At 32.8% G+C, this 24,860-nt stretch carries 24 protein-coding genes and 1 pseudogene; 7 read left to right on the top strand and 18 right to left on the bottom strand.

The genetic code is table 11. The features are described 5' to 3' along the window. Window positions 1-152: 152 nt before the first annotated feature. From BM319_RS24315 to pdxR, 14 genes and pseudogenes are all read right to left on the bottom strand, one after another. Complete coding sequence (locus BM319_RS24315) at window positions 153-314, bottom strand: SDR family NAD(P)-dependent oxidoreductase (RefSeq protein WP_139226474.1); 162 nt, start codon at window positions 312-314, stop codon at window positions 153-155. 316 nt (window positions 315-630) lie between these two features. Then, window positions 631-1,827: an MFS transporter gene (locus BM319_RS03185; RefSeq protein ID WP_091021283.1), complete on the bottom strand. Its 1,197-nt coding sequence runs from the start codon at window positions 1,825-1,827 to the stop codon at window positions 631-633. Window positions 1,828-2,056: 229 nt separating this feature from the next. Beyond that, window positions 2,057-2,350, bottom strand: coding sequence for a Dabb family protein (locus tag BM319_RS03180; RefSeq protein ID WP_069033078.1), 294 nt, complete (start codon window positions 2,348-2,350; stop codon window positions 2,057-2,059). A gap of 416 nt (window positions 2,351-2,766) precedes the next feature. Further along, a complete protein-coding gene (pstA, locus tag BM319_RS03175; RefSeq protein WP_091021282.1) occupies window positions 2,767-3,678 on the bottom strand; it encodes a phosphate ABC transporter permease PstA in 912 nt (303 codons plus the stop codon). A gap of 13 nt (window positions 3,679-3,691) precedes the next feature. Then, window positions 3,692-4,573: a phosphate ABC transporter permease subunit PstC gene (pstC, locus tag BM319_RS03170; RefSeq protein WP_069033076.1), complete on the bottom strand. Its 882-nt coding sequence runs from the start codon at window positions 4,571-4,573 to the stop codon at window positions 3,692-3,694. 87 nt (window positions 4,574-4,660) lie between these two features. Next, window positions 4,661-5,548 (bottom strand): phosphate ABC transporter substrate-binding protein PstS family protein, encoded by an 888-nt coding sequence (locus BM319_RS03165; protein ID WP_091021281.1) that lies wholly within the window; start codon window positions 5,546-5,548, stop codon window positions 4,661-4,663. Between the two features lie 149 nt (window positions 5,549-5,697). Then, a complete protein-coding gene (gene phoU / locus BM319_RS03160) occupies window positions 5,698-6,351 on the bottom strand; it encodes a phosphate signaling complex protein PhoU (RefSeq protein ID WP_025568489.1) in 654 nt (217 codons plus the stop codon). A gap of 25 nt (window positions 6,352-6,376) precedes the next feature. Continuing rightward, the gene (gene pstB / locus BM319_RS03155) at window positions 6,377-7,201 is read right to left on the bottom strand and encodes a phosphate ABC transporter ATP-binding protein PstB (RefSeq protein ID WP_139226500.1); all 825 of its coding nucleotides are present in this window, start codon (window positions 7,199-7,201) and stop codon (window positions 6,377-6,379) included. Between the two features lie 452 nt (window positions 7,202-7,653). Continuing rightward, window positions 7,654-8,631, bottom strand: coding sequence for an NAD(P)H-quinone oxidoreductase (locus BM319_RS03150; protein WP_025568488.1), 978 nt, complete (start codon window positions 8,629-8,631; stop codon window positions 7,654-7,656). Between the two features lie 182 nt (window positions 8,632-8,813). Then, on the bottom strand, window positions 8,814-9,185 hold the full coding sequence (locus BM319_RS03145) for a GntR family transcriptional regulator (RefSeq protein ID WP_025568487.1): 372 nt from the start codon (window positions 9,183-9,185) through the stop codon (window positions 8,814-8,816). Between the two features lie 8 nt (window positions 9,186-9,193). Further along, window positions 9,194-9,943 (bottom strand): ABC transporter permease, encoded by a 750-nt coding sequence (locus BM319_RS03140; protein ID WP_025568486.1) that lies wholly within the window; start codon window positions 9,941-9,943, stop codon window positions 9,194-9,196. A 67-nt stretch (window positions 9,944-10,010) separates the two neighbouring features. After that, window positions 10,011-10,652, bottom strand: a pseudogene (locus BM319_RS03135) (response regulator transcription factor). A 322-nt stretch (window positions 10,653-10,974) separates the two neighbouring features. Further along, complete coding sequence (gene deoC / locus BM319_RS03130; protein WP_025568485.1) at window positions 10,975-11,646, bottom strand: deoxyribose-phosphate aldolase; 672 nt, start codon at window positions 11,644-11,646, stop codon at window positions 10,975-10,977. A 297-nt stretch (window positions 11,647-11,943) separates the two neighbouring features. Beyond that, window positions 11,944-13,374 carry a MocR-like pyridoxine biosynthesis transcription factor PdxR gene (gene pdxR / locus BM319_RS03125; RefSeq protein ID WP_025568484.1) on the bottom strand — a complete coding sequence of 477 codons (1,431 nt, stop codon included), beginning with the start codon at window positions 13,372-13,374 and terminating at the stop codon, window positions 11,944-11,946. A gap of 430 nt (window positions 13,375-13,804) precedes the next feature. Here pdxR and qoxA point away from each other — a divergent pair, with 430 nt between their 5' ends. From qoxA to BM319_RS03090, 7 genes are all read left to right on the top strand, one after another. Further along, on the top strand, window positions 13,805-14,701 hold the full coding sequence (gene qoxA, locus BM319_RS03120) for a cytochrome aa3 quinol oxidase subunit II (protein ID WP_025568483.1): 897 nt from the start codon (window positions 13,805-13,807) through the stop codon (window positions 14,699-14,701). A 49-nt stretch (window positions 14,702-14,750) separates the two neighbouring features. Beyond that, complete coding sequence (qoxB, locus tag BM319_RS03115; RefSeq protein ID WP_025568482.1) at window positions 14,751-16,694, top strand: cytochrome aa3 quinol oxidase subunit I; 1,944 nt, start codon at window positions 14,751-14,753, stop codon at window positions 16,692-16,694. A gap of 3 nt (window positions 16,695-16,697) precedes the next feature. Then, window positions 16,698-17,294 (top strand): cytochrome aa3 quinol oxidase subunit III, encoded by a 597-nt coding sequence (gene qoxC, locus BM319_RS03110; RefSeq protein ID WP_025568481.1) that lies wholly within the window; start codon window positions 16,698-16,700, stop codon window positions 17,292-17,294. Window position 17,295: 1 nt separating this feature from the next. Beyond that, window positions 17,296-17,580 (top strand): cytochrome aa3 quinol oxidase subunit IV, encoded by a 285-nt coding sequence (gene qoxD, locus BM319_RS03105; RefSeq protein ID WP_025568480.1) that lies wholly within the window; start codon window positions 17,296-17,298, stop codon window positions 17,578-17,580. Window positions 17,581-17,635: 55 nt separating this feature from the next. Beyond that, a complete protein-coding gene (gene ytzI, locus BM319_RS03100) occupies window positions 17,636-17,797 on the top strand; it encodes a YtzI protein (protein WP_094030738.1) in 162 nt (53 codons plus the stop codon). A 361-nt stretch (window positions 17,798-18,158) separates the two neighbouring features. Beyond that, a complete protein-coding gene (locus BM319_RS03095) occupies window positions 18,159-18,983 on the top strand; it encodes a YitT family protein (RefSeq protein WP_029715274.1) in 825 nt (274 codons plus the stop codon). 138 nt (window positions 18,984-19,121) lie between these two features. Continuing rightward, window positions 19,122-19,865 (top strand): SDR family NAD(P)-dependent oxidoreductase, encoded by a 744-nt coding sequence (locus BM319_RS03090; protein ID WP_025568478.1) that lies wholly within the window; start codon window positions 19,122-19,124, stop codon window positions 19,863-19,865. An 89-nt stretch (window positions 19,866-19,954) separates the two neighbouring features. Here BM319_RS03090 and BM319_RS03085 read toward each other — a convergent pair whose 3' ends face one another. From BM319_RS03085 to BM319_RS03070, 4 genes are all read right to left on the bottom strand, one after another. Next, a complete protein-coding gene (locus BM319_RS03085) occupies window positions 19,955-21,142 on the bottom strand; it encodes an MFS transporter (RefSeq protein ID WP_025568477.1) in 1,188 nt (395 codons plus the stop codon). Window positions 21,143-21,305: 163 nt separating this feature from the next. Then, the gene (locus BM319_RS03080; protein WP_091021280.1) at window positions 21,306-22,625 is read right to left on the bottom strand and encodes an MFS transporter; all 1,320 of its coding nucleotides are present in this window, start codon (window positions 22,623-22,625) and stop codon (window positions 21,306-21,308) included. A gap of 201 nt (window positions 22,626-22,826) precedes the next feature. Next, window positions 22,827-23,531: an SDR family oxidoreductase gene (locus BM319_RS03075; protein ID WP_025568475.1), complete on the bottom strand. Its 705-nt coding sequence runs from the start codon at window positions 23,529-23,531 to the stop codon at window positions 22,827-22,829. Window positions 23,532-23,866: 335 nt separating this feature from the next. Next, window positions 23,867-24,442: a TetR/AcrR family transcriptional regulator gene (locus BM319_RS03070; protein WP_025568474.1), complete on the bottom strand. Its 576-nt coding sequence runs from the start codon at window positions 24,440-24,442 to the stop codon at window positions 23,867-23,869. Window positions 24,443-24,860: the final 418 nt, after the last annotated feature.

Genomic DNA, 24,860 nt, shown 5'->3' with positions numbered 1-24,860 from the left:
TAAAGGAAGTGTAGACTGCTCCACATTCTTCTCCTTTGAATAATAAATTACATTTCGAACTTTAATTAAATTGAAATGCAGGGAGCTGTCTGCCTGCTTTAAACGATTCAACCGTGGCGGGTAATACCGTTTCAAATAAACGTTATCCTTATTCAAACAATGTGAACACGATCCGGTGCCATTTCTTTAAAATCCTGTATAGATTTAATATTGCGCGCTGTAGCGACCACTTTGTCTCCTGCATTTAGCAGCTGTTGCACAAATTCTCTACCGAATCCTGTTGAAGTTCCTGTAATAAACCATACTTTACTCATCTTTATCATTTCTCCTTTTTTATTAATTCAGATCTAATCCTCTGCTTTAATGACAATACTTGACCTTGACAGTGATCGATCGATTACTTAATTTAATTTGATTATTTTTAATAGTATCCCTTAAAAATTTTCTACTTATTTGCAACCTTCACGTAGTTTGCAAAATCTTAAAGGAGATTCTCCAATCTTTAAACCATATATGCATTTGCTTTAATCACAACAAATAGTTAAACACTTAATTCAAGAACATTCATTCTCAAATAAACAAAAAAATTAAAATTTGTTTGCATTCCCCCTTTCAGTTCTTTACTTCATATTATCTTGATGCTCCTTGATTTGGAACTGTTGTGCTATATGTCTCACGTTTAAATTTAACTGAATAGAACCATATATAGGCAACAATTATCGTTGCAAACAAATTAAGAAATACTAGTGCTAAGTTTAAATTGAAAAATTTTGTAAGTACTCCGACTCCTATAACAGGAACGATAAATCCAATATAAGCAACAAAATAAAAAGCTGATATTACACGAGGTCTAGACTCCGGTTCTGGAAGTTTACCTGCAAAAAATAACGCATTCTGAAAAGTCCATCCTCCACCTAGAGCTTGTGTGAATACACCTATCCAGAGTAAGGGTAAACTTGATGTTTGACCTGAAATAACAATAAGCCACGTACCAACAAGTAGAAACAGTATACCTAATCTGATACGAGTAATTGGATGATTCGGTCTAGGTATGAACTGAGCTGTTGCTGATCCACTTAAAAGGACGAAAAATATTAAACCTGAAATAAAGTGATTCGACGTATGAATTATATTTTTTACAAAAGTAGGAATTAGAGCAAACGCAATTCCTTGTAACGTAAAAACTGTAAAAATAGGAAGTGCTGACATTGCCCAAAAATGTGAACGAATCTTTTTGGGAACACCTAGTGATATCTTGTTTTTTGCACGCTTTTGCTCAGGTGAAACGATATCTTTTGACAACGTTTCAAGAATTATGATTGAAATGATCAAGAAAAAAATCAGAATGTAAAATGGTAATTTTAACGGTTGAACGGGGATATATTGCAACATGAAAGCAGCAATTAATGGTCCAAGTCCAAAACCAACAAGAACTGTAACTCCAGATAGTTTAAGTGCTGTACTTGTGTCTTTTGGAGAAGTATGTTTCATTAAGAAAGCAACTGCAGTACCTGTAAATGCACCGTATGCAATTCCTTCTAATATTCTTCCAGCATATAACATCCACACCCCAGTATTACTTAGCAATAATATGGTAGAAACAATAGAAAATAGGATACTAATACGGATTACTTTTTTTAATCCCCATATGTTCCCTTTTGCTCCAACAATAAGTAAAGTTGGTAAAAGAAAAACAGCATAAATAGCAAATAAAATTGTAATTTGCAAACTACTTAAATGATAATATTCGCTATACAAAGAAAACATTGGCGTAACAAAAGTTGCACCACATGACATCAATAATATAATTAATAACATTCTTTTCATATTTACATTCCTTTCTATTTTTTACTGTTCGTTCTCAAAAAATCAAAAAAATAATTGTGCTAAAAATAATGGAATTCAAATGTTTGTATGTTCACAAACATTTTATCTGTTGCTATTTTAAGAATGTTCATTCTAAAATAATTTTCATTCCTCCTATAGATTACAAATAAAAGTAAAATTTCTCCCTTTATAAAATGCTGATTGGTCATTACTATTGAAGACTAAACAATTAAATTTCAAAATCCACAATAATACTGTCAGTCATACCAGCTTCAATCATGTACGAAACTGCCTTTTGGTGTTCTGGATGTGGACCATAGGCTTTTAGTGCTTCTATGCTTTCAAATCGAACAGTTAAGCCAATATCAAATCCTTGATTCCGCTCGGAAAAATTGTGATTACAACGTAAATCAACAATGCCTGGTATCGAATTTGCCAAACTTTGCAGCTGTTGAATCACATTATCCTTTTGTTCCTTTGTGGTCATTTTATCGAACTTGATGATTACAACATGTTCAATCATGCCGTCACCTCCGTTTTAATAGTTAAAAAATCTTTCATCATTTCTATCTTTTATCTTATAGATTATTAACTCTTTTATCGTTCTCAATTGAAAAACAAATATTCCTTCCGAGACTAACATGTTGATTATTTGGCGTAAAATACTCATTTAATTTTGTTATTCTGTATTTCTATAAATATTGAAATTATAAATATAATTTGGTTACACATAAAAGCATTAGCTCCTTACTTATATATTTAAACATATTGAGAACGAACGGTAAATAATTATTTTTTACCATTTGTTCTCAAATTTCAATTTGATCATTATTATCACAAAGTAATGTACAGCTATTTTTATTTAAATTTCCATACACTTTTTTAATAATTGATGATTCACGAGAATGCGTGGTGAAGAGCATGACAATTGGACCAAAATCACATAATTTCTTTTACTTTCACTTTTCTATTAGTACCTGTGTATCTTCTATGAATAAAATTAGCAATTAATCGAGCTAATAAATTAAATAATAGTACCATAACGATCAACACTGCAGCCGACTTTGCAGCAATTTCGTGAGCGTCTGGAACAATACCTTCAGAATTCAATTTCCAAATATGAACTGCTAATGTTTCTGCAGGACGAAAAATATTAAATGGATTCATTTGACTATTAATTGGAGCAATCGAATTTAAAACTGGAGTTGTTAATCCTGCTGTATAGATTAGCGCTGCTGCTTCTCCAAATATTCTGCCTGCGGATAGAATAATTCCAGTAATGAGTTGTGGAATTGCTGTTGGAATACTAATTTTAACGATTGTTTGCCATTTTGTAGCCCCTAACCCAAAACTACCTTCTTTAATATTTTTCGGAACATCTAGTAGTGCTGTTTCTGATACACGGGTAAGACTTGGTAAATTTAATATTGTAATTGCTAAAGAACCTCCAATTAAAGAATAGCCCCAACCAGTCATTGTAACAAATACAAGTAATCCGAATAAGCCAACTACAATTGATGGTAAAGAAGCTAAAGTTTCTATACAAAGTCTCACAAAAGTTAGAAATTTCCCTGGCTTTGCATATTCTGCCAAATAAATACCTGATCCTAATCCAAGAGGTATAGAAATAGCCAATGTTAATACTAAAATATAAAATGAATTAAATAATTGAGGACCAATGCCTCCCCCGGCTTGCGTATTACTTGGTCTTCCAAATAAAAAGTTTGGGTCCCAAAATCCCCAACCAAATGAAATGATTTCCCATAGTAGATAAATAAGTAGTAAAACAATTAAATATGAAACGATATAGAGAATGATTGTCCATAATTTATCAATACTTCGAGCATTCATTAATCTTGTCCCCCTATCTTTTACCAATTAATCGAATAATTAAAATAAAGAAAAATGAAATGAGTAGTAAAATCATCGCCAATGACCATAACGCATTGTTCCATGGGGTTCCATTCATCGTATTCGCCATATCCATTGTTAATATACCAGTTAATGTGACAGTGGGATCAAAGATGCTTTTAGGGAATTGAAGAGTATTACCAATAACCATCTGAACTGCTAAAGCTTCACCAAAAGCTCTAGCTAAACCTAGTACTACACCAGTCAATACATTAGTGATAGCAGCAGGAACAATAGCCTTAGTAATTGCTTGCCATCGGGTAGAACCTAATCCATAAGAAGCCTCTAAATAATCTTTTGGAACTGCTCTAATAGCATCTGATGCTATACTTGCAATTGTTGGAAGAATCATAATACTCAATACTATTATTCCGGCAATTAAACTAAAACCAACTCCACCAATATGATTCCGAATAATCGGAACTAGAATTGTTACCCCCAGAAATCCGTAGACAACTGAAGGAATACCGACTAGTATTTCTAAAACAGGTTTTAATATTTTATCTCCAAAAATCGGTGAAATATAATTCATAAAAATAGCTAAGGCGATTGCAATTGGTGCTGCAATAATAACTGCCCCAATTGATACTACGATTGAACCAGTAATAAATTTTAATGCTCCAAACCTAGGATTTTGTGCGTCATTTGGGCTCCAATTAGGAGAAAATAGCATTTCAAATAATGAAATATTACTCTGAGTAAATGATTGTATTCCTTTACCTACAATAAAAATAATAATCAAAATCGTGGTAAGTACCATTAAAATACCGCAAAAGGTTACTAATGTTCTTCCTAAGTATTCATTTGCAAAATAATTTTTTTTTCTTATTTTCATAAATAACTCCTAATAATAATATAAGTGCTAATAAAGGGTGCCTAATCAAACTTAATTTGAAATAGAACACCCTTTAGAGTTAGATCATTATTTTAAATTACCCATTTTAGTCATTGGTATATAACCCATTTCTTCAACTTTCGCTGAAAAATCATCGCCTTTAACAAAATCTAAATAACTTTTTACAGGGTCTTTTAAATCGCCTTTTGTAATCATGTACTCGTATGAGTAAAATGGATATTTTCCATTTGTTATATTATCAATTGAAGAATCATTTCCATCAATTTGAACAATTGTTAATGCATTCTTCTTATCTCCAACTAGATATGAATTTGCTAGATATGAAATTGTCCCAGGAGTACTATTAATTGCTTGCTCTACAGCTCCATTTGAATCTTGAACTGTACCCACTGAATCGTTTATTTTCACACCACTCATAACTGTTTTTTCAAAAGCTGCTCTTGTTCCAGAAGCAGCTGGACGATTAATCACATTTATTTTCTCGTCTTTGCCTCCAACATTTTTCCAATTTGTAACTGCCCCTGAAAAGATATCTTGAATTTGTTTTAGCGTTAATGAAGTAACAGTAACATCTTTATTAACAATAATTGAATAACCGATACCTGCAACTTTTGTTTCAACTAAATCTTTTGCAAGTGCTGGATCACTAAGTTTTTCAGCAGCTGGTACATCAGAATTTCCAATTTGAACTGCCCCAGAAGTTACTTGGTTCACTCCAGTTCCACTTCCTCCACCTTGAATAGTAATCGAAACACTTGGATTATTACTCATGAATTCTGTAGCAGCTTCCTCAGCTAAAGGTTGCAAAGCAGTTGAACCAGCCGCTGTAATTGTACCACTTAATTTTCCGCCACCAGTTTGATTCTTTTTATTCGTATTTTTTTGAGTGTTACATCCTACTAAAATGACTGCTACTAATAAAAATGAAAATATCAGTTTAATATTACGTTTCATAACATACCTCCAAAAAGCAATTAGTTAACTTTCAAAGTGTTGCACTTTATATTTACAAAAAATAGTTTGTGTCAAATAAAAACTGCTATTCAATGTAGATTCATTCACTTTAGATTCTTTTATTTTTTAAATTTTTACAGTTTCAAACTTTATTGGTTTAAAAAATAATGTTTACCTTTTACAAGATAATAAATATTCTCAGCAATATTTGTAGCATAGTCTGCAATTCTTTCTAGATATCTGCAAATAAATGCCATTTGCATTAAATTTGTAACGTGATCAGGTGAATCCGCGATACTATTCATTAAAAATTTAACAGTTTCTCCATATAAATCATCTACTTGATCATCGATTTCAGCAATTTCTTTAGCCGCATGTAAATCCTCTGAGCGATAAGCATCCACTGCTCTTGATAACATATCAATTCCTAGTTCATGCATTTTTTCAATATTTTCTAATGGTAAATTTTCTTGTCGATCACGTATCCTAATCGTCGATTTCGCAATATTTACAGCATAATCGGCAACTCGTTCAAGGTCATGTGAAATTTTTATAGCTGTTAAATTCCTTCTTAAGTCTACGGCTACGGGTTGTTGTCTAGTAATGATTACAACGATTAATTCATTTATCTCTTCTTCTAGTTTATTAATACGATCATCTTCATCAATTACTTCTAAAGCTTTTTCAATATCTTCAGCTCGAAATGCAGCCATACTTTTAATTACAGCCTTTTTTGTTTTCTCAGCTAATTCGATGATTAACTCTTGCAAGGTTCTTAAATCTTCTTCAAATTTATGTCTCATAAATAATCACCTCCTAATCCTTCTATTAACCGAAACGTCCAGTGATATAATCCTCTGTACGTTTATCTTTTGGTGTAGAAAATAATTTATTCGTATCAGAGTATTCAACTACTTCACCACTTAAGAAAAACGCAGTTCGATCAGATACACGAGCAGCTTGTTGCATATTGTGAGTAACGATAATAATACTGAATTCTTTTTTCAAATTATGTATAAGCTCTTCCACTTTTAACGTAGATATAGGATCTAATGCAGATGTGGGCTCATCCATTAAAATAACATCTGGTTCAATTGCTAAACATCGTGCTATACATAATCGTTGTTGCTGACCTCCTGAAAGACCAAAAGCATTTTCATGGATACGATCCTTCACCTCTTCCCAAATCGCAGCACCCTTTAAACTTTTTTCAACTATTTGATTTAACTCTTTTTTATCTTTAATACCTTGAATTTTTGGTCCATAAGCTACATTTTCCCAAATCGATTTAGGAAAGACGTTTGGTTTTTGAAATACCATACCAACATGGGTTCGTAATTCTTCAACGGGATAATTTTTATCAAAAATATTTTGATCACGATATAAAATAATACCCTCAGTTCTAACTGTTGGTACTAATTCAACCATTCTATTTAACGTTTTTAAATAGGTGGATTTACCACAACCACTAGGTCCGATTATTGCTGTCACTTCATTTTCATAAATACTTAAATTGATATCTTTTAACGCTTTATCTTGACCATACCAAAGAGATAAATTCTGTGTATCATAAACAATAGGTGTTTTAAAATTAGACTGTTCTTCATTGTTTTTTTTTAGATCATTTTTTTCTTTAATCATTGTATTAGTCATGTATTTTGATACCCTTCCATTTTGAAGTTTTATTACTATACTTGAACTCTTAAATTTCAATTCGCCTCCAGTCGCTAATCTCCCTTATTTTTGCTACATTCGTTTTAATTACTTCGTCTTTACTTCTTGCTTAACAAGCGTCAATTTTACAATCCTATAAATATTAGTTAGATTTCCCTATTAACGAAGTAACATACTAATCAGAATTGTAAAGAAAAACTCACTATTCTAGTTGTAAAAGGAAGCACAAAAAGTCAACCCCCATATTCGAGCAAGCTGCCAACTTCATTTAACTATCATTATCCTTAAATAATAGGAACTTCCGGTACTAGAAAGTGTCCATCGATTTAATTCTTCTCTACAGTCATCAATTTCCATGTATGCTAAACAAAAATATGGACCAGAAATCTGGTCCATATCATATCTTGGTATTTAGGTACATTTGTCATCTATTAGTTTACACGTAAAATGATTTTACCTAAGTTCTTATTTGCTTCCATATGTTTATGAGCATTTTGTATATCTTCAAATTGGAATACTTGGTCAACAATAGCTTTTATTTTGTTTTGAATGAATAACGGCATTGCGTTTTGAACAAATTCTTTTGTTAATTCTTTTTTATACTCATCGCTTCTAGGAGTTAATAGCGTAGCTTTTAATTGAACTCTCTTTTGAAGAAGTTCCATTAAATTCACTTTGTTAACTTCAGACCCACCTAAAATACCTATCATGATCCAACGCCCATCGGTTTTTAAACTCTTTAGATTTCTCTCCCAATAGGATGCCCCAATAAAATCTAGAATCAAATCTACACCTTGGTTATTTGTAGCTATTAATGCTTCTTCTTCAAATGATTGTTCTTTATAATTGATGCAAACATCTGCTCCTAATGAACGGCAAAAACCTAATTTATCTTGTGAACCAGCTGTGGTAATGACTTTTGCTTGAGTCATTTGTTTTGCTAATTGTATTGCTGCAGTACCTACACCACTTCCTCCTGCATGGATCAATACAGTATCTTGATCAGTCAATTCACCTAACCAAAACAGAGTTTGATAAGCTGTTAAGAATACCTCTGGAGTGGCTGCAGCTTCTTCAAAAGAAAGATTTTCTGGAATCTTCATTGCTCTATCGGCTGGCATTACAACATATTCAGCATATCCACCACCGTTAACCAACCCCATTACTCGGGTTCCAACTTCGATATTTGTCCCAGAAGCTACTTCAACAACCTCTCCGGATACTTCAATTCCTAGAATAGGTGTGGCCAGGTAATTAGACTGACCTTCCCTAGCAATAATATCTGATCTATTTATCGCAGATGCCTTTACTTTTACTAATAGATCTCCTATTTGTAGCTTTGGTAAAGGAAAATCCTGAAATTGTAATTGTTCTGGACCTCCGGGTTGATTTACTACGACTGCTCTCATTTTTATGTCTCCTTAATTTGGTTTGAATCTTCCTGGAAATTTGCTCTAAGATATTTTTAAATTACTTGCAAATTATTTGAAGTTTAAATCTTAGAACCATCTATATTTGCAGGGCCTCCATAAACCTTCAATCGCACTATAGAGTAGTTACAATCTTTCACAACAGAAGATAAATTTTTCTATTAATATTGTTTCTCTTCGTAATTTTGCTTAACTGTTTCAAGTAAATCATCTAAAGGTACATTTATAATCTTAATGGAATCTATTAATTCATTTACTAATTCCATAATTAATTCATATCTAATACCATTTATAAAATTTATATCCGTAGTAATTTTACTAGGGGAATTCTTTTCCGTTGTGATCAATCCCTGCTGCTCCAATTCTTTGTACGCTTTCTGTACCGTTTTAGGATTAATATTAAATTGGGCAGCTAGTACTCGCCTAGATGGTATTTCTTGTCCGGCTTCTAATAGATTATTCGCAATTTGTTGCTTAAAATACATTACAACTTGCAAATAAACGGATTCTCGATTATTAAAAAGATACTCCATCTATAATGCTATATACTTTCCTGCTTTAATGCATCAATAATATTTTCTTTCTTTATCTTTGCACTAGAGAATAGCATTGTAGAACTTACAATGATAAACACAGTAGTAAAGCAATAGAAGATATACATCCATGGGAGTGTAAAATTATAACTAAAGGTATTCATCATAGCAAGATGAATCAAATACATGATAACAATGCTAATAGGAAGACCAATAAGCAAGGACTTGATCCCATAAAAGATGCTTTCGTAATGAATCATTTTATTAAAGCCTTTTGGTGTCATACCCACAGACTTCAGCATGGCAAATTCCCGTTTTCGTAGTGAGACAGATGTAGAGATTGTATTAAAAATATTGGCAACGGAAATCAGGGTAATGAGTGTAATAAATCCATACGTAAAAATCGTCAACAGCATGAGCAGCTGTTCTTGCTGTTGTTTGGTTTGAAATCGATTATTAACCTGCATTTTACTGGATTTCATATTCTCAATATCCTGCTGCGTTTTCATTGGGTCCTTGCTTTTTAAGTAATAATATAAGTTGACTTCACCATTGGGATTAAGCGAAATAAGTTTATTCATTACAGGTTCAGAGACAATTAAATTTAATCCTCCTAGTCCTACCGACGATACACCTATTGGAAACTGATCAGTCAAATTCGCAATGGTCACATTGGTTAATGCAGTTTCTTTGCCTGAATCAGAATCTGTATAGACTAGATTTAATCTTTGACCTGGCTTTTTATAAATAGTCTTCATTTCAGTAATCTTATGTGATTTTGGATTCTTACTGATGCACCTGTCAATCACAATACCATTTATTTTCTCAACGTTCAGGATTTTGCGGTGTATCCTCCACTTTTTCCCTCAATCGCTTAATATACACTGTTAAAGTATTATCATTGACAAAGTCCCCAGCTACATCCCACATCTGCTTTAAAAGCTGATTTCTAGATAGAACCTGTCCGATGTGATTAGCAAAAATAAGAAATAGACGGTACTCCATGGCTGTTAATAGAATTTCTTCTCCGTTTTTATACACTTTTCCCTCAAGAGTATTAATCAAAATGTTTTTGATTTCTATATTTACTTTTAATGCCTGCTTTTGATAGCGTCTTAGAACAGTCTAAATCCTGGAAATGAGTTCACGTATACGCAAGGGCTTTGTAATATAATCATCTGCCCCCATATCAAGTCCCATTACCACATTCACCTCATCGTCAATCGCTGTTAAAAAAATGACAGGGATATCTTTTTGAGCTTTAACTAGCCGGCACAAATCATAACCACTTCCATCAGGTAGTGATAAATCAAATAAACATAAATCAATTTGGGCCATTTGTTCTTGCAGAATCTTTTTTGCAGATGATGCATCATAGCAAAGAATGGTCGAAAATTGATCGTTCTGAAGCGAGTACTCGAGTCCTGCGGCGATTATTTTATCATCTTCTACTATCAAAATTTTCATCTATGGATCTCACCAACCTTGTTTTCTTTATAACCAGTTTTAATTACTCTTTTTGCTCCACTTAACCAATCAATTTAAAAATCATAGGATTCTATGATTTAACGAATAGTTGAAAAGAGACTGTCAAATTGACAGTCTTTAAAGAATTGATAAAATACTTTATTAGATGGTTCCTCGGGAATTTTTTATACTCTTCCTGTTTTTAGTTTCATCTCGTTATTTTAAAAGACTAATACTACTCTTCACCCATATAACATATACAACTTATAATCGGCGATCGATACATGGTTAGTTACATTAAATTATTTTTTAATAGTATAATTTAATATTTAATTGAATTAAGAGTAGTATTTTCAGTAAAAATTTGAACAGCTGAGCTTGTACCAATTCTGGTTGCCCCTGCTTCAACCATAGCTTTTATATCCTCTATACTGCGAACACCACCAGATACTTTTACTCCAACCGATTCTCCAACGGTTTCTCTCATTAAGGCAACATCTTTAAGTGTTGCTCCATGTAAAGAAAAGCCAGTCGATGTTTTTACATAGTCAGCCCCTGCTTTTACAGATAATTCACATGCTAATTGTATTTCTTTATATGTTAGAAGACATGCTTCTATAATAACTTTGACTAAAGCTTTTCCACTTGCAGCTTCCACTACAGCATTAACATCTTTTTCGACTAGATCATAATTTTCACTTTTTAATGCACCTATATTTATAACCATATCTACTTCAGTAGCACCATTTTCAATAGCATTTTTAGTTTCAAATACTTTTGTTTCTATTGTATTAGCACCTAATGGAAATCCGATAACAGTACATACGTTAACATCAGATTGTCTCACGAGTTTTGAGGCTAATTTTACCCAAGTTGGATTTACAACTACCGAAGCAAATCCAAATTCCATCGCTTCATTACATAACTTTATAATGGCTACATCATCAGTCTCTGGCGATAATAATGTGTGATCAATAATATTTGTATATTTCATGTATTACTCCACCTTATCAATTAATTTGTGTTTAACACTGTGCTGATTCTAATTGAATCTGACAAATTTTGAAACTTTATATCGACTTCATTTTTTTAGTATGTTAGAAAGTGAAAGATAATTGTGAATCAATTCACTCGATAATAGATCTTAAACCGTTATGAATTCGTGGATTGTTTTCCACCTATTCATTATAAAAAATCTGTAAAAATTTAAACCATCCATTGTGGTACTTTTTACCCCATCCACTTAAAAAATGAATAAAAAAGGAATCATGATTAGTACATGATTCCTAGTTCACATAGATTTTAGTGCTTTAGAAAATCTTTTTATCCCTTCATCTATTGACTCTTCGTCTTCTCTTGCAAAGGTAAAACGAACAAAACCTTTTTTAGACCCCATTGTTGAACCCGGTGCAAAGATTACCCCTCTTTTAATTGATTCTTCTAGTAATTGTACTTCATTAACTTCTTTTTTTAATTTGCACCAAATATGGATTCCTCCTTGAGGCTGAGTAAATTCTACCTGATCCATTAAATAAAATTGAAGACTTTTGACAATTTGATTTCTTCTTTTTTCTAGTTGCTTCACTAAATTTTTAATATGCAAATGAAAATCTTTAGCTTCTAAAAAGTCATTTGCAATCCACTGTGTAAATCCAGAGTGACCAAAATCTATTTGTTGTTTAGCATCAGATAATCTCTCAATTACAGGCTTTGGACCAATAATCCAACCAATTCTTAAACCAGAAGCTACAATCTTTGACAATGAACTTATATATAATACATTTCCATTTTCATCTAGTGATTTTAATGTAGAGATCGTTTCTCCTTTAAAAGACGTTAAACTATACGGATCATCTTCAATGACAGGAATTCCAAGTTCTGAAGATATATCTAATATGGTCTTACGACGTTCAAGACTAAGATTGGTACCGGTTGGATTTTGATAGGTTGGATTTAAGAATATCATTCTGATTCGATGTTTTTTATGTAATTCGATTATGTCGGCTGGGTTAACTCCATTATCATCAACCGGTAATAAATAGGTCTTAACCCCCGCTGATTTAAAAATCGGTAGATTGTATGCATAGGAAGGGTCTTCAATAGCTACTGAATCTCCAGGGTTTAGCAAACATTGAACAACTAAATATAAAGCTTGTTGAGCACCAGATGTGATTAAAATTGAAGAAGATTCCGTTTCAATTTTTCGATATTGTTTAACATGCTTTGCGATCGTTTCTCTTAATATTTTATAACCTTGAGGATGATCATATCCAAGACTTCCAATAAATGATCTAGTTGAAGTAATTTCTCTTAATGATTTTATTGGAAAAAGATCTTCTGACAATTCTCCACTTGCTAAATTAATTAGCTTATCTTCTGCTGTCTTTTGACGAATTCTTTGAGTTACAGGCAAGTTTGGTTGAAAAGAGCCAGCCTCAACATATCTGTTCCAACTTGGTATTCGCTTCTTAGTAATCCCCCAAATATCTTTACTAATTGTTGTTCCGCTTCCTCTATTTCTTTCAATAAGCCCATTTGATTCCAACTCATCATAAGCAGCAACTACTGTGCTTCGATTAATGTTAAATTCTTTTGCTAAATGCCTTTCGGAAGGAAGGGGTTTATCAAGTGGAAAAGTACCGTTAACGATTCCTTCTTCTATGTATTCCGCAAGTTGTTTATAGATAGCTTTTTTCGCTTCACGATCAGGTTTCCATTCCATTGACAATATTCCTCGCAATTTACAAAAATTTATCTTTAATTCTTATTTTTTAAACACTTATGTTATCTATTTTAACGAATTAATAATAATAAAATAATTTAACTATTATAGATTAATTCTCTACTTTCCTACTCATCCAATTATCCTATAGTTTCCCCATCCACTTCACAAAAAAACAAAATTTCTTTAAAAATTAGTTAATTAGACATTCTGAGGAAAACCAGAATTATCAACTGATGATCCTGATTTATGAAATCAAAAATCACTTCAAATACTATTAAATTCACTTTTTTTTTATTGTGAACATTTATTGACAGAAATTGTAATTTCGTTGACTTTCAATATTTATGGCTCTATATTTTAACCAATTGTGAATCAAATTAACTCAATAATGACGTTATGAAAATAAAAATTGAAAAGGATTTTGTTCATGAAGAATAAATGGACCTTACAAACTATTTTTATTTCTATTCTCATTTTGTTATCTGGTTGCGAGCCAGTAAAGGTGTTAGATCCTAAAGGACCTCAAGCTCAAACTCAAGCTAAAGATATTATGTTATCCATTTGGATTATGTCATTTATTGTCTTGGTCGTTTTCCTTATTTTAGGTTATATGCTTTTTAAATATCGTTCCTCTAAACAGAGTAGTGATTATGAACCTCCTAAAATTAAAGGTAGTGTATTGGTTGAATTAATTTGTGTCGGGATTCCAGTATTGATCATTATTTTTCTTTCAATCGTTTCGGTACAAAGCAACAATAAGGTAGAGTCTGCCCCAACTGGATACGCAAATAAAAAACCTTTAATAATTTACGCTACATCATCTGATTGGAAATGGCATTTCAGCTATCCTGAAGAAAATATTGAGACCGTAAACTATTTATATATTCCTACAAATAGACCACTAGAATTTAAATTATATTCAGATGGGCCAATCACAAGTTTTTGGATTCCACAATTGGGGGGACAAAAATACGCGATGTCAGACATGGTCAATACTTTATACTTAGCTGCTGATGTTCCAGGTGAATATATGGGACGTAATGCAAATTTCAGTGGTAAAGGATTTGCTGAAAATACGTTTAATGTCGAAGCGGTGCCTGAAAACAAATTTAATGAATGGGTCAAAGATGTTAAAAAAACAGCTTCACCTCTAACGAAAGAAAAGTTCACACTGTTGTTAAAACCAGGTCACCTTAGTGAATTAACGTTTACTGGAACTCATTTGGAGTACTTACCTCCAAATGAAGGAGGTCATAAACATCACTCTAGTGAAAATGAAATGGACTCTGAAATGGATATGCATTCAAAACACTCTAGTGATTAATCTTTCGGTCATTTTCAAATTTAAATGTAGTTAAAGGAGTTCATATATTATGGAATTTTTCAATCGATTTGCGATTCCACATCCAAATCCTGCTATTTATGCATCGATGATCGCTATTGGGGTAACTGTAATTGCTATTGTAGCTGGTTTAACCTATTTCAAAAAATGGGGTTATTTATGGAGAGAATGGTTAACAACTGTTGATCATAAACGAATTGGGATAATGTATCTACTATCTGCTTTGCTAATGCTTTTCCGTGGTGGTGTCGATGCCATTTTGATGCGGGCTCAGACGGCCGTTCCCGAAAATACGCTATTAGATGCACAGCATTATAACGAAATATTTACGACTCATGGCCTTGTCATGATTATTTTTATGGCAATGCCATTTATCTATGCTCTTATGAACTTTGTTGTACCGCTTCAAATTGGTGCACGTGATGTAGCATTCCCACGTTTAAATGCACTAAGCTTTTGGTTGTTTTTTATGGGGGCGATGTTATTAAATATCTCATTTGTAATTGGTGGCTCTCCAGATGCAGGATGGACATCATATTTCCCACTAGCTGGTAATGAACTAAGTAAATCCGTTGGTACAAACTACTATATGATTGCACTGCAAATTGCTGGACTTGGTACTTTACTTTCTGGAATTAATTTTGTCACAACGATTTTAAAAATGAGAGCACCGGGTATTACACTCTTTAAAATGCCGATTTTTACTTGGTCTGCTCTAACTACAAATGTGATTGTAATATTTGCATTTCCTGTTTTAACAGTGGCACTTTTGATGGGTACTATGGACAGACTATTCGGTACAAATTTCTTTACAACGACAAATGGTGGGATGGACATGCTTTGGGCAAATCTTTTTTGGATTTGGGGACACCCAGAAGTATACATCCTAGTTTTACCTGCTTTTGGTGTCTATAGTGAGATCATCTCCACATTTGCACGTCGAAACTTATACGGATACAAATCAATGGTCTATTCCATGTTAATTATCTCGTTTCTATCATTCTTAGTTTGGACTCATCACTTCTTTACAATGGGTCAAGGTGCATTAACGAATAGTATATTCTCGATTACAACAATGGCAATTGCCATTCCAACTGGAATAAAAATCTTTAATTGGCTGTTTACACTTTGGAGAGGAAAAATCGTTTTTACCGTTCCTATGTTATATTCTGTAGGCTTCATTCCGATCTTTACGATTGGTGGGGTTACTGGTGTGATGCTAGGAATGTCTGCTGCTGATTATCAATACCATAATACGATGTTTTTAGTAGCCCATTTCCATTACACGATCATTCCTGGTGTCGTTTTTGCCATGATTGCTGGACTTACCTACTGGTGGCCTAAAATGTTTGGTTTTATGTTAAATGAAAGAATTGGAAAATGGGCATTTTGGTTTATCGCAATTAGCTTTAACGTAACATTTTTCCCAATGTTCTTTACAGGATTAAATGGGCAAGCTCGTCGTATGTATACTTATTCAGAGTCTACAGGATTTGGTCCATTAAATTTATTATCCTTTATTGGAGCAATCGGATTGGCGATCGGTTTTATCTTACTAGTGTATAACATTTATTATAGTGTTCGTTATGCATCTAGAAAAATTAGCTCAGACCCATGGGATGCTCGTACTTTAGAATGGGCTACTCATAGTCCAGTTCCTTCTTATAATTTCGCCATTACGCCTGAAGTACATTCAATTGAAGCATTTTGGGATGCGAAGAAATTAGGAATACCTATTTTTAAAGGGCATATTGATAAAATTCATATGCCGAATAATAGTGGCGCACCTTTTATCATGGGCTGCATTCTATTTGTTTTTGGATTCTCATTTGTCTTTTCAATGTGGATTCCAGTAATTGTCTCTGCAATAGCAATATTTGTTTGTATGGGTCTTCGTTCCTTTGAAATTGATAAGGGCCACTATATTCCAGTAGAAACAATTAAAGAAAACGAAAATGAATATAGAGGTGCTTAAACGATGAAATTAATAAAATCACTCCCTTTAGAATATAGTACAGAGCAAAATCAAATAAATATATTAGGTTTTTGGATCTTTTTAGGTGCAGAAATCATGCTTTTCGGAACTCTTTTTGCCTCTTATTTCACATTAGTTAATCGTACTGGACATGGTCCTACAGGGGCAGACATTTTTGAAATTACACCTGTATTAATTGAAACGTTTGTTTTATTAGCGAGTAGCTTTGTTATAGGATTAGCAATTCATGCGATGCGTATTGGTCGAAAAAAAGCAGTAATCTCATTTCTTGCAATCACACTGATTCTTGGTTTAGTATTTGTAAGTTTTGAGATATCAGAATTCGCACATTATATGCATATGGGTGCAGGATTACAAACAAGCGCATTTACAGCGATTCTATTAACAACTTTAGGTACACATGGAGCCCATGTAATACTTGGATTTTTTTGGGGATTATTTATCATGTTACAAATTCGAAAAAGAGGAATCACTCCAGAAATTGCTAATAAAACATTTATCTTTTCACTCTATTGGCATTTCTTAGATGTTGTATGGATCTTCATTTTTAGCTTTGTTTATCTGAAAGGATTGATGTAACATGAAAGAATTATTTCCGCTTAAGCAAGTTAAAGGTTTTGCTTTTTCAATGATACTTACTGGCATTGCACTTGTAGTTTACTTCTTTAACTTGTCATTTGCAGTTGGGATGACAATATTGCTTGTAACAGCATTTTTACAAGCGAGTCTTCAATTAGTAGTGTTTATGCATGCAGGTGAAACAAGAGAAAAAGGAGCTATTTATACAAATATCTTTTACGCATTATCAATCGCACTAGTTACCGTATTCGGTACCTTACTCTGTATGGTTTGGGGATATGCCTAATACGATATAAATGATTAATTATCTGGAGCATTAAAATAAACTTGGAGGTAATTTTATGTCAATGACAGCTGTATATGTTATAGGTGGAATCATAATCTTTGTTGTATTCGGTGCTTTTGTTTTAACAGTAAATAAAGGTTATGGGGTAAAACATAAAGTTGATAAAATTGATGATATAAATATTAATAACATTAATAAAGATAAAAATAATAAATAATTAAAACTAATAAATGCCAGCTTTTGTTTAATGTTTTCTATTCAACAGTTTGTTCATAACTAGAATATAATAAATGCTCTTAATAAAGAAAAAGGTTTGATCTAACTAAGATTATTTCAAACCTTTTTCATTTTTTTATATGTTTAATAGGTAAGATTAGTTGTATTATCACTGGAATACTTGCTTTATGTAATAAATCCCCTCTAAATCTTTTTAAAGAAATCCAATTTCCCCTCTCCTTCAGTTTAAGCTGCTTATATCAATTATTTCTTTTTATACTAATTATGCTAATAGATATTTTTATAATTATAAAAACGTAAATTATCCATACTAACTTTAATAGAAACTTTTAGAGGTGTTTATGTTGTTTCGATTAATATATCAAGTCATCTTAATCGGTTTATGCTCCATACTTTTTGGATTTGCCTATAACACTTTTCTTATCCCTCATAAATTGGCATCCGGTGGAGTTACCGGAATTGCATTTATGATTCATCATTTTTTACATGTAAATACTGGTTGGATTGTTTTCATTATTAATATTCCTTTATTCCTATTGGGTATTAAAAATCTTGGAAAAAGATTTATCCTATTTACTATCTATTCAGTTGCTGTTCTATCTTTAAGTTTAAAAATAATACCTATCCATGCAATAAGCAATGATATCTTACTCTCTTCTATTATAGGAGGCGCTCTTTATGGAACTTCTGTCGGTATGATCATCAAGCATGGTGGTTCAACAGGTGGGACGGATATAGTTAGTCTGATTCTTTCTCAAAAAAAGAATATGCAGGTAGGATTTTTGAGTGCATGTATGAATTTATTTGTAGTTTGTGCTTCTGGTTTTATATTTGGATGGACTATCACTTTATATACCATGATCACTATCTATGTAGCTGGTCGTGCAGTCGATATGGTATATACAACCCAAAACAAATTAACCTTAAGAATTGTTACTGAGAAGGGAGACGAATTAATAGACGCCCTTATCCATTTACATCTAAGAGGAATTACAGTACATAATGCTGAAGGTGCCTACTCACATAAACCAAAAAAAGTCCTTACAACTGTCATTACTAGATTCGAATTGAATGAAACAAAACATGCCATCAGAATGATTGATCCGAATGCTTTTGTAAACATCTCACAAACCCTTGAAGTGCTTGGACGGTTCAGGAAAACATAAGTGATTGTTTCTCAAAATGATTGTAGTAAATTGGGAGCGGCAAGGAATTGAATATTATTGAATCCGATTTCAAACTAATAACAAGAATTCATTGTTCGTATTAAATATGACTTTATAAGTAAATGGGTAGTATTTGTAATGAGACTTGAAAACAAAGTAGCAATTGTAACAGGTGGAGCTAGTGGAATTGGAGAAGCAACAGTTCGTCTCTTTGTTGAGGAAGGCGCTAAAGTGATCATAGCTGACTTTTCAGAGCGAGGTAATGACTTATCAATCGAATTAAATTCCAAAGGATATGATACGTTATTTGTTAAAACTGATGTATCAAAAGAAGAAGATATTAAACAGTTGATAAATGAAGCCGTGAATCAATTCGGGAAACTGGATATTATGTATGCTAATGCGGGAATTGCCAATGATGCACCCGCACTTGAACTGTCATTTGAAAACTGGAAACGAATCATTGATATTAACTTATCAGGAGTATTTCTATCTGATAAATATGCTATTGAACAGTTTATTAAACAAGGCACAGGTGGTGTCATTGTTAATGCAGGTTCGATCCATAGCTTTGTGACATTGCCAAGCGTTACAGCTTATTCCTCTTCAAAAGGTGTTGTAAAACTACTAACTCAAAACTTATGTACAGCTTATGCAAAAGAAGGTATTCGTATAAATGCGGTCTGTCCTGGGTATATTGACACACCTCTACTAAAAAGTATTGATCCGCAAAAAAAAGAATATTTAGCTTCTCTTCACCCGCAAGGCAGACTTGGAAAACCAGAAGAAATAGCAAAGGCTGTCTTATTTTTAGCAAGTGATGATGCTAGTTTTATAAATGGTACAACCCTTCTTGTTGATGGGGGCTATACAGCACAGTAATTTTATGGATTAATACTTCCTACTAATATATTTATAATATATTTGAGAATTAACAACAAAAACAATATTGAATTAGTACTACCGGTTGATCAAGCTCCCTTTTCTACTGTAATATCTTGGTTGACTACCTTTTTAGTTAAGAAACGTGATAATCCAAATGTTGTAAAACTTGCAAATACAACACTTACTGTACTAAACCAAACAATTGAAGATAATGATATTTGCCCCACAATTATTCCACCTAAACCTGCACCAACGGCAAAACCTAATTGCATCATCGATTGATTAAGTCCTAACATCACATCTGATGATTCAGGTGAGATCGTTGCTAAATTATATTGCTGAGTTGCACCTAATGACCAGCCTGAAAATGACCATACTACCAAAATGATAAATACTACAATAATTGAATGTGAAACGAATGATAGAGCTACTAGTGATGTTATGTTTACAAGTAACCCTCTTTTTAAGGTGAATATTACACCTCTTTTATCGGCACTTAAACCACCTATTTTTGAACCAAATAAGCTTGCAACTCCAAGAACCAGTAAAGTAATGCTTAAAAGATGATCACTCATTCCTACTGTTTTTACAAGGTATGGTGATAAATAAGTAAAAATAATCCCGTATCCTGTCATTATGAAAAATGTGATTGATAATGCTAAAGCATTTTTGGGTTTTTTGAACAATGCAATTTGTTTCGTTAAAGGTATTGAAACACCACCATTCATTTTTGGTATTGTATTTAAAACAATTAAAATAACAAGTAAAACTAATAATGCGATACCGATAAATACAAATTTCCATCCATAAGTTGATGAAATAAAACGTCCGATCGGAACACCAATAATTAATGACGCTGTAAATCCCATGACAACTGATGCAATTGAACTTGCCTTCTTATTTGCGGGTGCAATTTTTGCCGCAATACTTAAAACTGTAACGACTGCTACACCTGTACTTAATGCCATAATAATACGAGCGATCATAAATAACCAATACCCTGGAACAATGACTGAAAGTAAATTCCCTAAGATAAAAACAAATAAAGTATAGATTAGTAATTTTCGTCTTTCCATTTTGGCTGTTAATACCATTAGGATCGGTGTACCAATTGCATAGGCTAATGTATAAACAGTTATTAATTGACCGGCTGCACAAATTGACACACCTAGAGCATATGCCATTTTATCCAAAATACCTAAAATAATGTATTGAGAAGTTCCTACTAAAAAACTGATCAATGCTAAAATATAAATCTTTGCTGTATTCGACATTCAATATTTCCCCCTAAATATTATTAATTTTAATATTTGCATAGATACCGAAATAAGATTCTGTATTTCTATAAATACTGAAATTTTAATTAAACAACTTTATCTTTAAAGTAAAGTGAAAGATATTGTTTTTCTACCCTTGCTTTTTCAGATGGCTACTTCTTCAAGACTCGGACTGACGGTCAGGTATAACATATAATAGAAGCGTGAATAACGAGATAATGCATACTACAATTAAAATGCCATATACATTTTCATAGTTACTGACCAGCGGATTCTTTTTTTGAAACGCGAGTAACATACCGGAAACCGCAACTGAAAAAGCACCTCCAAAAAACTGCATCAACTGCATGAGTCCCATGCCAGAACCGATCAACTTAGTAGGCAAAATGCGCGTCGTTTCGTAGTTTAACGATGCTAACGTAATAGAAAGCGCTGGCGAGAAAAATAAGTATCCAAACAAGATGACAGTCGGTGATTGACTGAGGTCCGTCCAAAAGACAATCAAAACAAGTGCTAAAATGACATGACCGACAAGTAAAAACCGAACGCTTCCGAACTTGTCGATCCAGCGTCCGACGAACAGCATGAGTAAAGCTGATAAAACGGCTCCTGGTGCGATTGTAAGTCCGATAGCCAACGGAGTTTTTCCAAATAAGTTAGCAAGTGCCAGAGGCATTAAAAACAAATTACCAAGATTCAGAACAAGAATGCTAAAACCAACAAAAAGTAGTTTTCGGTAAGTTGACTTTGTAAAAAGTTCCGGATTGATGAATGATTCTTTCTTGCGTTTGAGATGCCAAGTATGGACTTCGATGGATATCAATCCGATTAGCAACCAAGTAGTTGAGCGCTGCGTAACGGCGGTCAGAAGAGCCACCGCATTAACGACTGTCAGGCTAACACCAGTCAAGTCAAACTGGAAAGGCTTTGGCTCCTCTTTAGGGATTTGGCGTAACAAAATCGGGAGAAGAAGAATTACAATACAAGAAACAGTAAATAACTCGTTCCATCCGATGTACTCGCTTATCAACCCACCGACAATTGGTCCAAGTCCAAATGCCATTGCAGATCCAGCCGAAATCATTGAAATTGCTCTGCCTCGCTTTTCAAAAGGAATATACCTGCTAACTATAACAAGTCCAAGTCCTGGCATTACGCCGGCTCCAGCGGACTGAACAATCCGAACAATAAGCAAAGTTTGAAAATTCGTTGCGAAGATGCCGAAGATGGATGAAAGTCCCATTATTATGAGACCTACTGACAGCATCTTTCGAATGGTCAATACATCTGATAGCCTGCTGTAAATCAGTGTTGATAATGCATATCCTATTGAGTAACTTGAAACAATCCAAGATCCAAGAGACGTCGAAACCCCGATATCTTTAATTATGCTTGGAACAGTGACGTTAAACATTGTTGTGTTCATAACGACGATGAACAATCCAAACGTCCATAACGGCATTACGATTTTGTCTTTCATGGTGTTAACTCCTATCCAAAGCTTTACTCCAATCATTGTTAGATTGGTGGTCTAAGCCCAGTAATTTTACAGTATTAGTCTGATTTCATATCTACTTCATTACAACCTACCACTAAACGTCCCTTAGCAGTTCAAAAGAAATTTGATTCAAACAATCTTTTTGCTTTTTACTCTCTTATACGAAGTCTTACCAATACTTATTTATTGTTTAAATAATTGTGGGTATATCGCTTTTACACCACCAGATAAATTTTGCAGTACCATGTGGCTTAAATCATCTGCTAAAATTTCATATTTATCAGCTTCTATACCGTCTATGGCTATCTTTGCAATATTAGTAGGATTAGCCTTTGGTGCCTTTATGTTCGCTGTCATGTCTGTATCCATATACGCTACATGCAACCCAGAAACATGTATATTTTTAGGAGCTAAGACCAAGCGGAACGTATTCGTCATACTCCATTCTGCAGATTTCGCTGCTTGATAAGCTCCTCCTCCGTCCAAGCTCAACCAAGATAGAACGGATAGAATATTAAGAATTGTTCCTCCTCCATTCTTCTCCATTTTCGGAGCAAATGCTCTTATCATCGAAAGAGTGCCGAAAAAATGAGTGTCCATCTCTAATCGAATTTTATCCATTGAACCATCTAGTAATGTACCCTCAGTATTCGATCCAGCATTATTGATTAGTAATGTAACATCATTAGCAATCTCAGCTGCTGCAGCGATTGATTTTTCATCAGTAATATCAATCTGTATTGGAATGACTCCGGGAAGATTAATTAATTCTGGATTTCTAGCCGCTGCATAAACCTTTGCTCCTCTAACTAGTAGTTCCTGTGCAAGATGACGACCTAGGCCTCTATTTGCTCCTGTAATTAATGCAATTTGTTTCGAAATTTCCATTTTCGTGATCTCCTCATTTTCTATTTTTGTCTAGATAATTAGTAAATAATAATTTCCTTTATTTATTCAAGAACGAACATTCTCAAATGAACAAAAAAAATTTATAGTTTGTTGGATTCTAACTACTCTACAAAAAAAGCGATAAACTATATTTTTCTAAACGTTATAATTTATTTTCTTCTCATGTGTTCTTCTCATGTATATTAATATAACATATTGAGAACGAACGATAAATAATCATTTTTTACCATTCGTTCTAAAATCATTACAAACTGAATAATGAAAAGGTATTAACTGGGATTAGTTAACTCTTTTTATACACTTTAATTAGAGAATTAATCTAATATAGATAGTGTCATATCAATTATATTTTTCAACTTATTTTTATCGTTAGTTGTTTTTGTTAATACTCTTAATCCCACAAAAGAATTATGAATAAACTGAGATAATTTTTCTAAATCATGATGTTTAGCTATTTCACCCGAATTTTGTCCAAGAACTAGTAAATCAAAAATAATTTCTTCAGTTTTAGAAAAGTTTTGTTCAACAATTTCAGCTACAACTTGATCATGTAAACACAACTCAACCGCACTATTCACTGTTAAACAACCTACTGATTTTTTATCATCTTTTGTAATTACTATTTCTAATATACTTCTAATAGCATCTTTTACAGATAATGATTTCTTAGCTTTTAAATTCATATTTTTCATTACATTGTTATTATAAAGTTCTAATGCTTTGATAAACAATGAATGTTTATCACCAAATGTATCATATAAACTTCTTCTATGAATCCCCATATGAGAAACTAGATCTTGCAATGAGGTTTTTTCGTAACCTTGATGCCTAAATAGCTCCATTGCTTTTTGTAAAACTTCTTTTTCGTCATATTCTTTATGTCTGGCCACGTTCGTACCTCCTTTTGAAAGATTATAGCATATTTATAAATAATCTTTGTATATTCAATAAAACAATACTGAAATTTTATAACTAATTACTCATTGTTTTTTAATAAAATGCTTACTATTTTATCTTAATATAAGCATCTATACAGAGGTTCATTACGTTTCATTTTGAGGTTATTAAAAATAATGGACAATTCCATGATTATTATAAAGTTGAGATTTTAATGGGTCAATGGGACGAACAAGACTCACCGAATAATAAGGTACTATAAGTGCAATTACTGATTTATCTTTTTGAAAGCAAACCAACTTAGTACATTGAGCACTTATTCTTATTTGAATAAAAAAATTAAAAAAAGAACTTTATTTAAAAAGTTCTTCTCTAATTTATCATCAATTTGTAAAAATTTCATCGAATCCA

This window comes from Bacillus sp. UNCCL81, assembly GCF_900112535.1.
In the GTDB taxonomy this organism is placed as follows: Bacteria; Bacillota; Bacilli; order Bacillales; family Bacillaceae_G; genus Gottfriedia; species Gottfriedia luciferensis_B.
Note: the sequence above shows the minus strand (reverse complement) of the source record. Positions and strands in the feature narration are given on the sequence as shown.

What these genes read in the sequence shown, in the direction of transcription:
- BM319_RS24315 (WP_139226474.1), bottom strand. Translation starts at nt 314, where the DNA reads ATGAGTAAAGTATGGTTTATTACAGGAACTTCAACAGGATTCGGTAGA.
- BM319_RS03185 (WP_091021283.1), bottom strand. Translation starts at nt 1,827, where the DNA reads ATGAAAAGAATGTTATTAATTATATTATTGATGTCATGTGGTGCAACT.
- BM319_RS03180 (WP_069033078.1), bottom strand. Translation starts at nt 2,350, where the DNA reads ATGATTGAACATGTTGTAATCATCAAGTTCGATAAAATGACCACAAAG.
- pstA (WP_091021282.1), bottom strand. Translation starts at nt 3,678, where the DNA reads ATGAATGCTCGAAGTATTGATAAATTATGGACAATCATTCTCTATATC.
- pstC (WP_069033076.1), bottom strand. Translation starts at nt 4,573, where the DNA reads ATGAAAATAAGAAAAAAAAATTATTTTGCAAATGAATACTTAGGAAGA.
- BM319_RS03165 (WP_091021281.1), bottom strand. Translation starts at nt 5,548, where the DNA reads ATGAAACGTAATATTAAACTGATATTTTCATTTTTATTAGTAGCAGTC.
- phoU (WP_025568489.1), bottom strand. Translation starts at nt 6,351, where the DNA reads ATGAGACATAAATTTGAAGAAGATTTAAGAACCTTGCAAGAGTTAATC.
- pstB (WP_139226500.1), bottom strand. Translation starts at nt 7,201, where the DNA reads ATGACTAATACAATGATTAAAGAAAAAAATGATCTAAAAAAAAACAAT.
- BM319_RS03150 (WP_025568488.1), bottom strand. Translation starts at nt 8,631, where the DNA reads ATGAGAGCAGTCGTAGTAAATCAACCCGGAGGTCCAGAACAATTACAA.
- BM319_RS03145 (WP_025568487.1), bottom strand. Translation starts at nt 9,185, where the DNA reads ATGGAGTATCTTTTTAATAATCGAGAATCCGTTTATTTGCAAGTTGTA.
- BM319_RS03140 (WP_025568486.1), bottom strand. Translation starts at nt 9,943, where the DNA reads ATGAAGACTATTTATAAAAAGCCAGGTCAAAGATTAAATCTAGTCTAT.
- deoC (WP_025568485.1), bottom strand. Translation starts at nt 11,646, where the DNA reads ATGAAATATACAAATATTATTGATCACACATTATTATCGCCAGAGACT.
- pdxR (WP_025568484.1), bottom strand. Translation starts at nt 13,374, where the DNA reads ATGGAATGGAAACCTGATCGTGAAGCGAAAAAAGCTATCTATAAACAA.
- qoxA (WP_025568483.1), top strand. Translation starts at nt 13,805, where the DNA reads ATGAAGAATAAATGGACCTTACAAACTATTTTTATTTCTATTCTCATT.
- qoxB (WP_025568482.1), top strand. Translation starts at nt 14,751, where the DNA reads ATGGAATTTTTCAATCGATTTGCGATTCCACATCCAAATCCTGCTATT.
- qoxC (WP_025568481.1), top strand. Translation starts at nt 16,698, where the DNA reads ATGAAATTAATAAAATCACTCCCTTTAGAATATAGTACAGAGCAAAAT.
- qoxD (WP_025568480.1), top strand. Translation starts at nt 17,296, where the DNA reads ATGAAAGAATTATTTCCGCTTAAGCAAGTTAAAGGTTTTGCTTTTTCA.
- ytzI (WP_094030738.1), top strand. Translation starts at nt 17,636, where the DNA reads ATGTCAATGACAGCTGTATATGTTATAGGTGGAATCATAATCTTTGTT.
- BM319_RS03095 (WP_029715274.1), top strand. Translation starts at nt 18,159, where the DNA reads ATGTTGTTTCGATTAATATATCAAGTCATCTTAATCGGTTTATGCTCC.
- BM319_RS03090 (WP_025568478.1), top strand. Translation starts at nt 19,122, where the DNA reads ATGAGACTTGAAAACAAAGTAGCAATTGTAACAGGTGGAGCTAGTGGA.
- BM319_RS03085 (WP_025568477.1), bottom strand. Translation starts at nt 21,142, where the DNA reads ATGTCGAATACAGCAAAGATTTATATTTTAGCATTGATCAGTTTTTTA.
- BM319_RS03080 (WP_091021280.1), bottom strand. Translation starts at nt 22,625, where the DNA reads ATGAAAGACAAAATCGTAATGCCGTTATGGACGTTTGGATTGTTCATC.
- BM319_RS03075 (WP_025568475.1), bottom strand. Translation starts at nt 23,531, where the DNA reads ATGGAAATTTCGAAACAAATTGCATTAATTACAGGAGCAAATAGAGGC.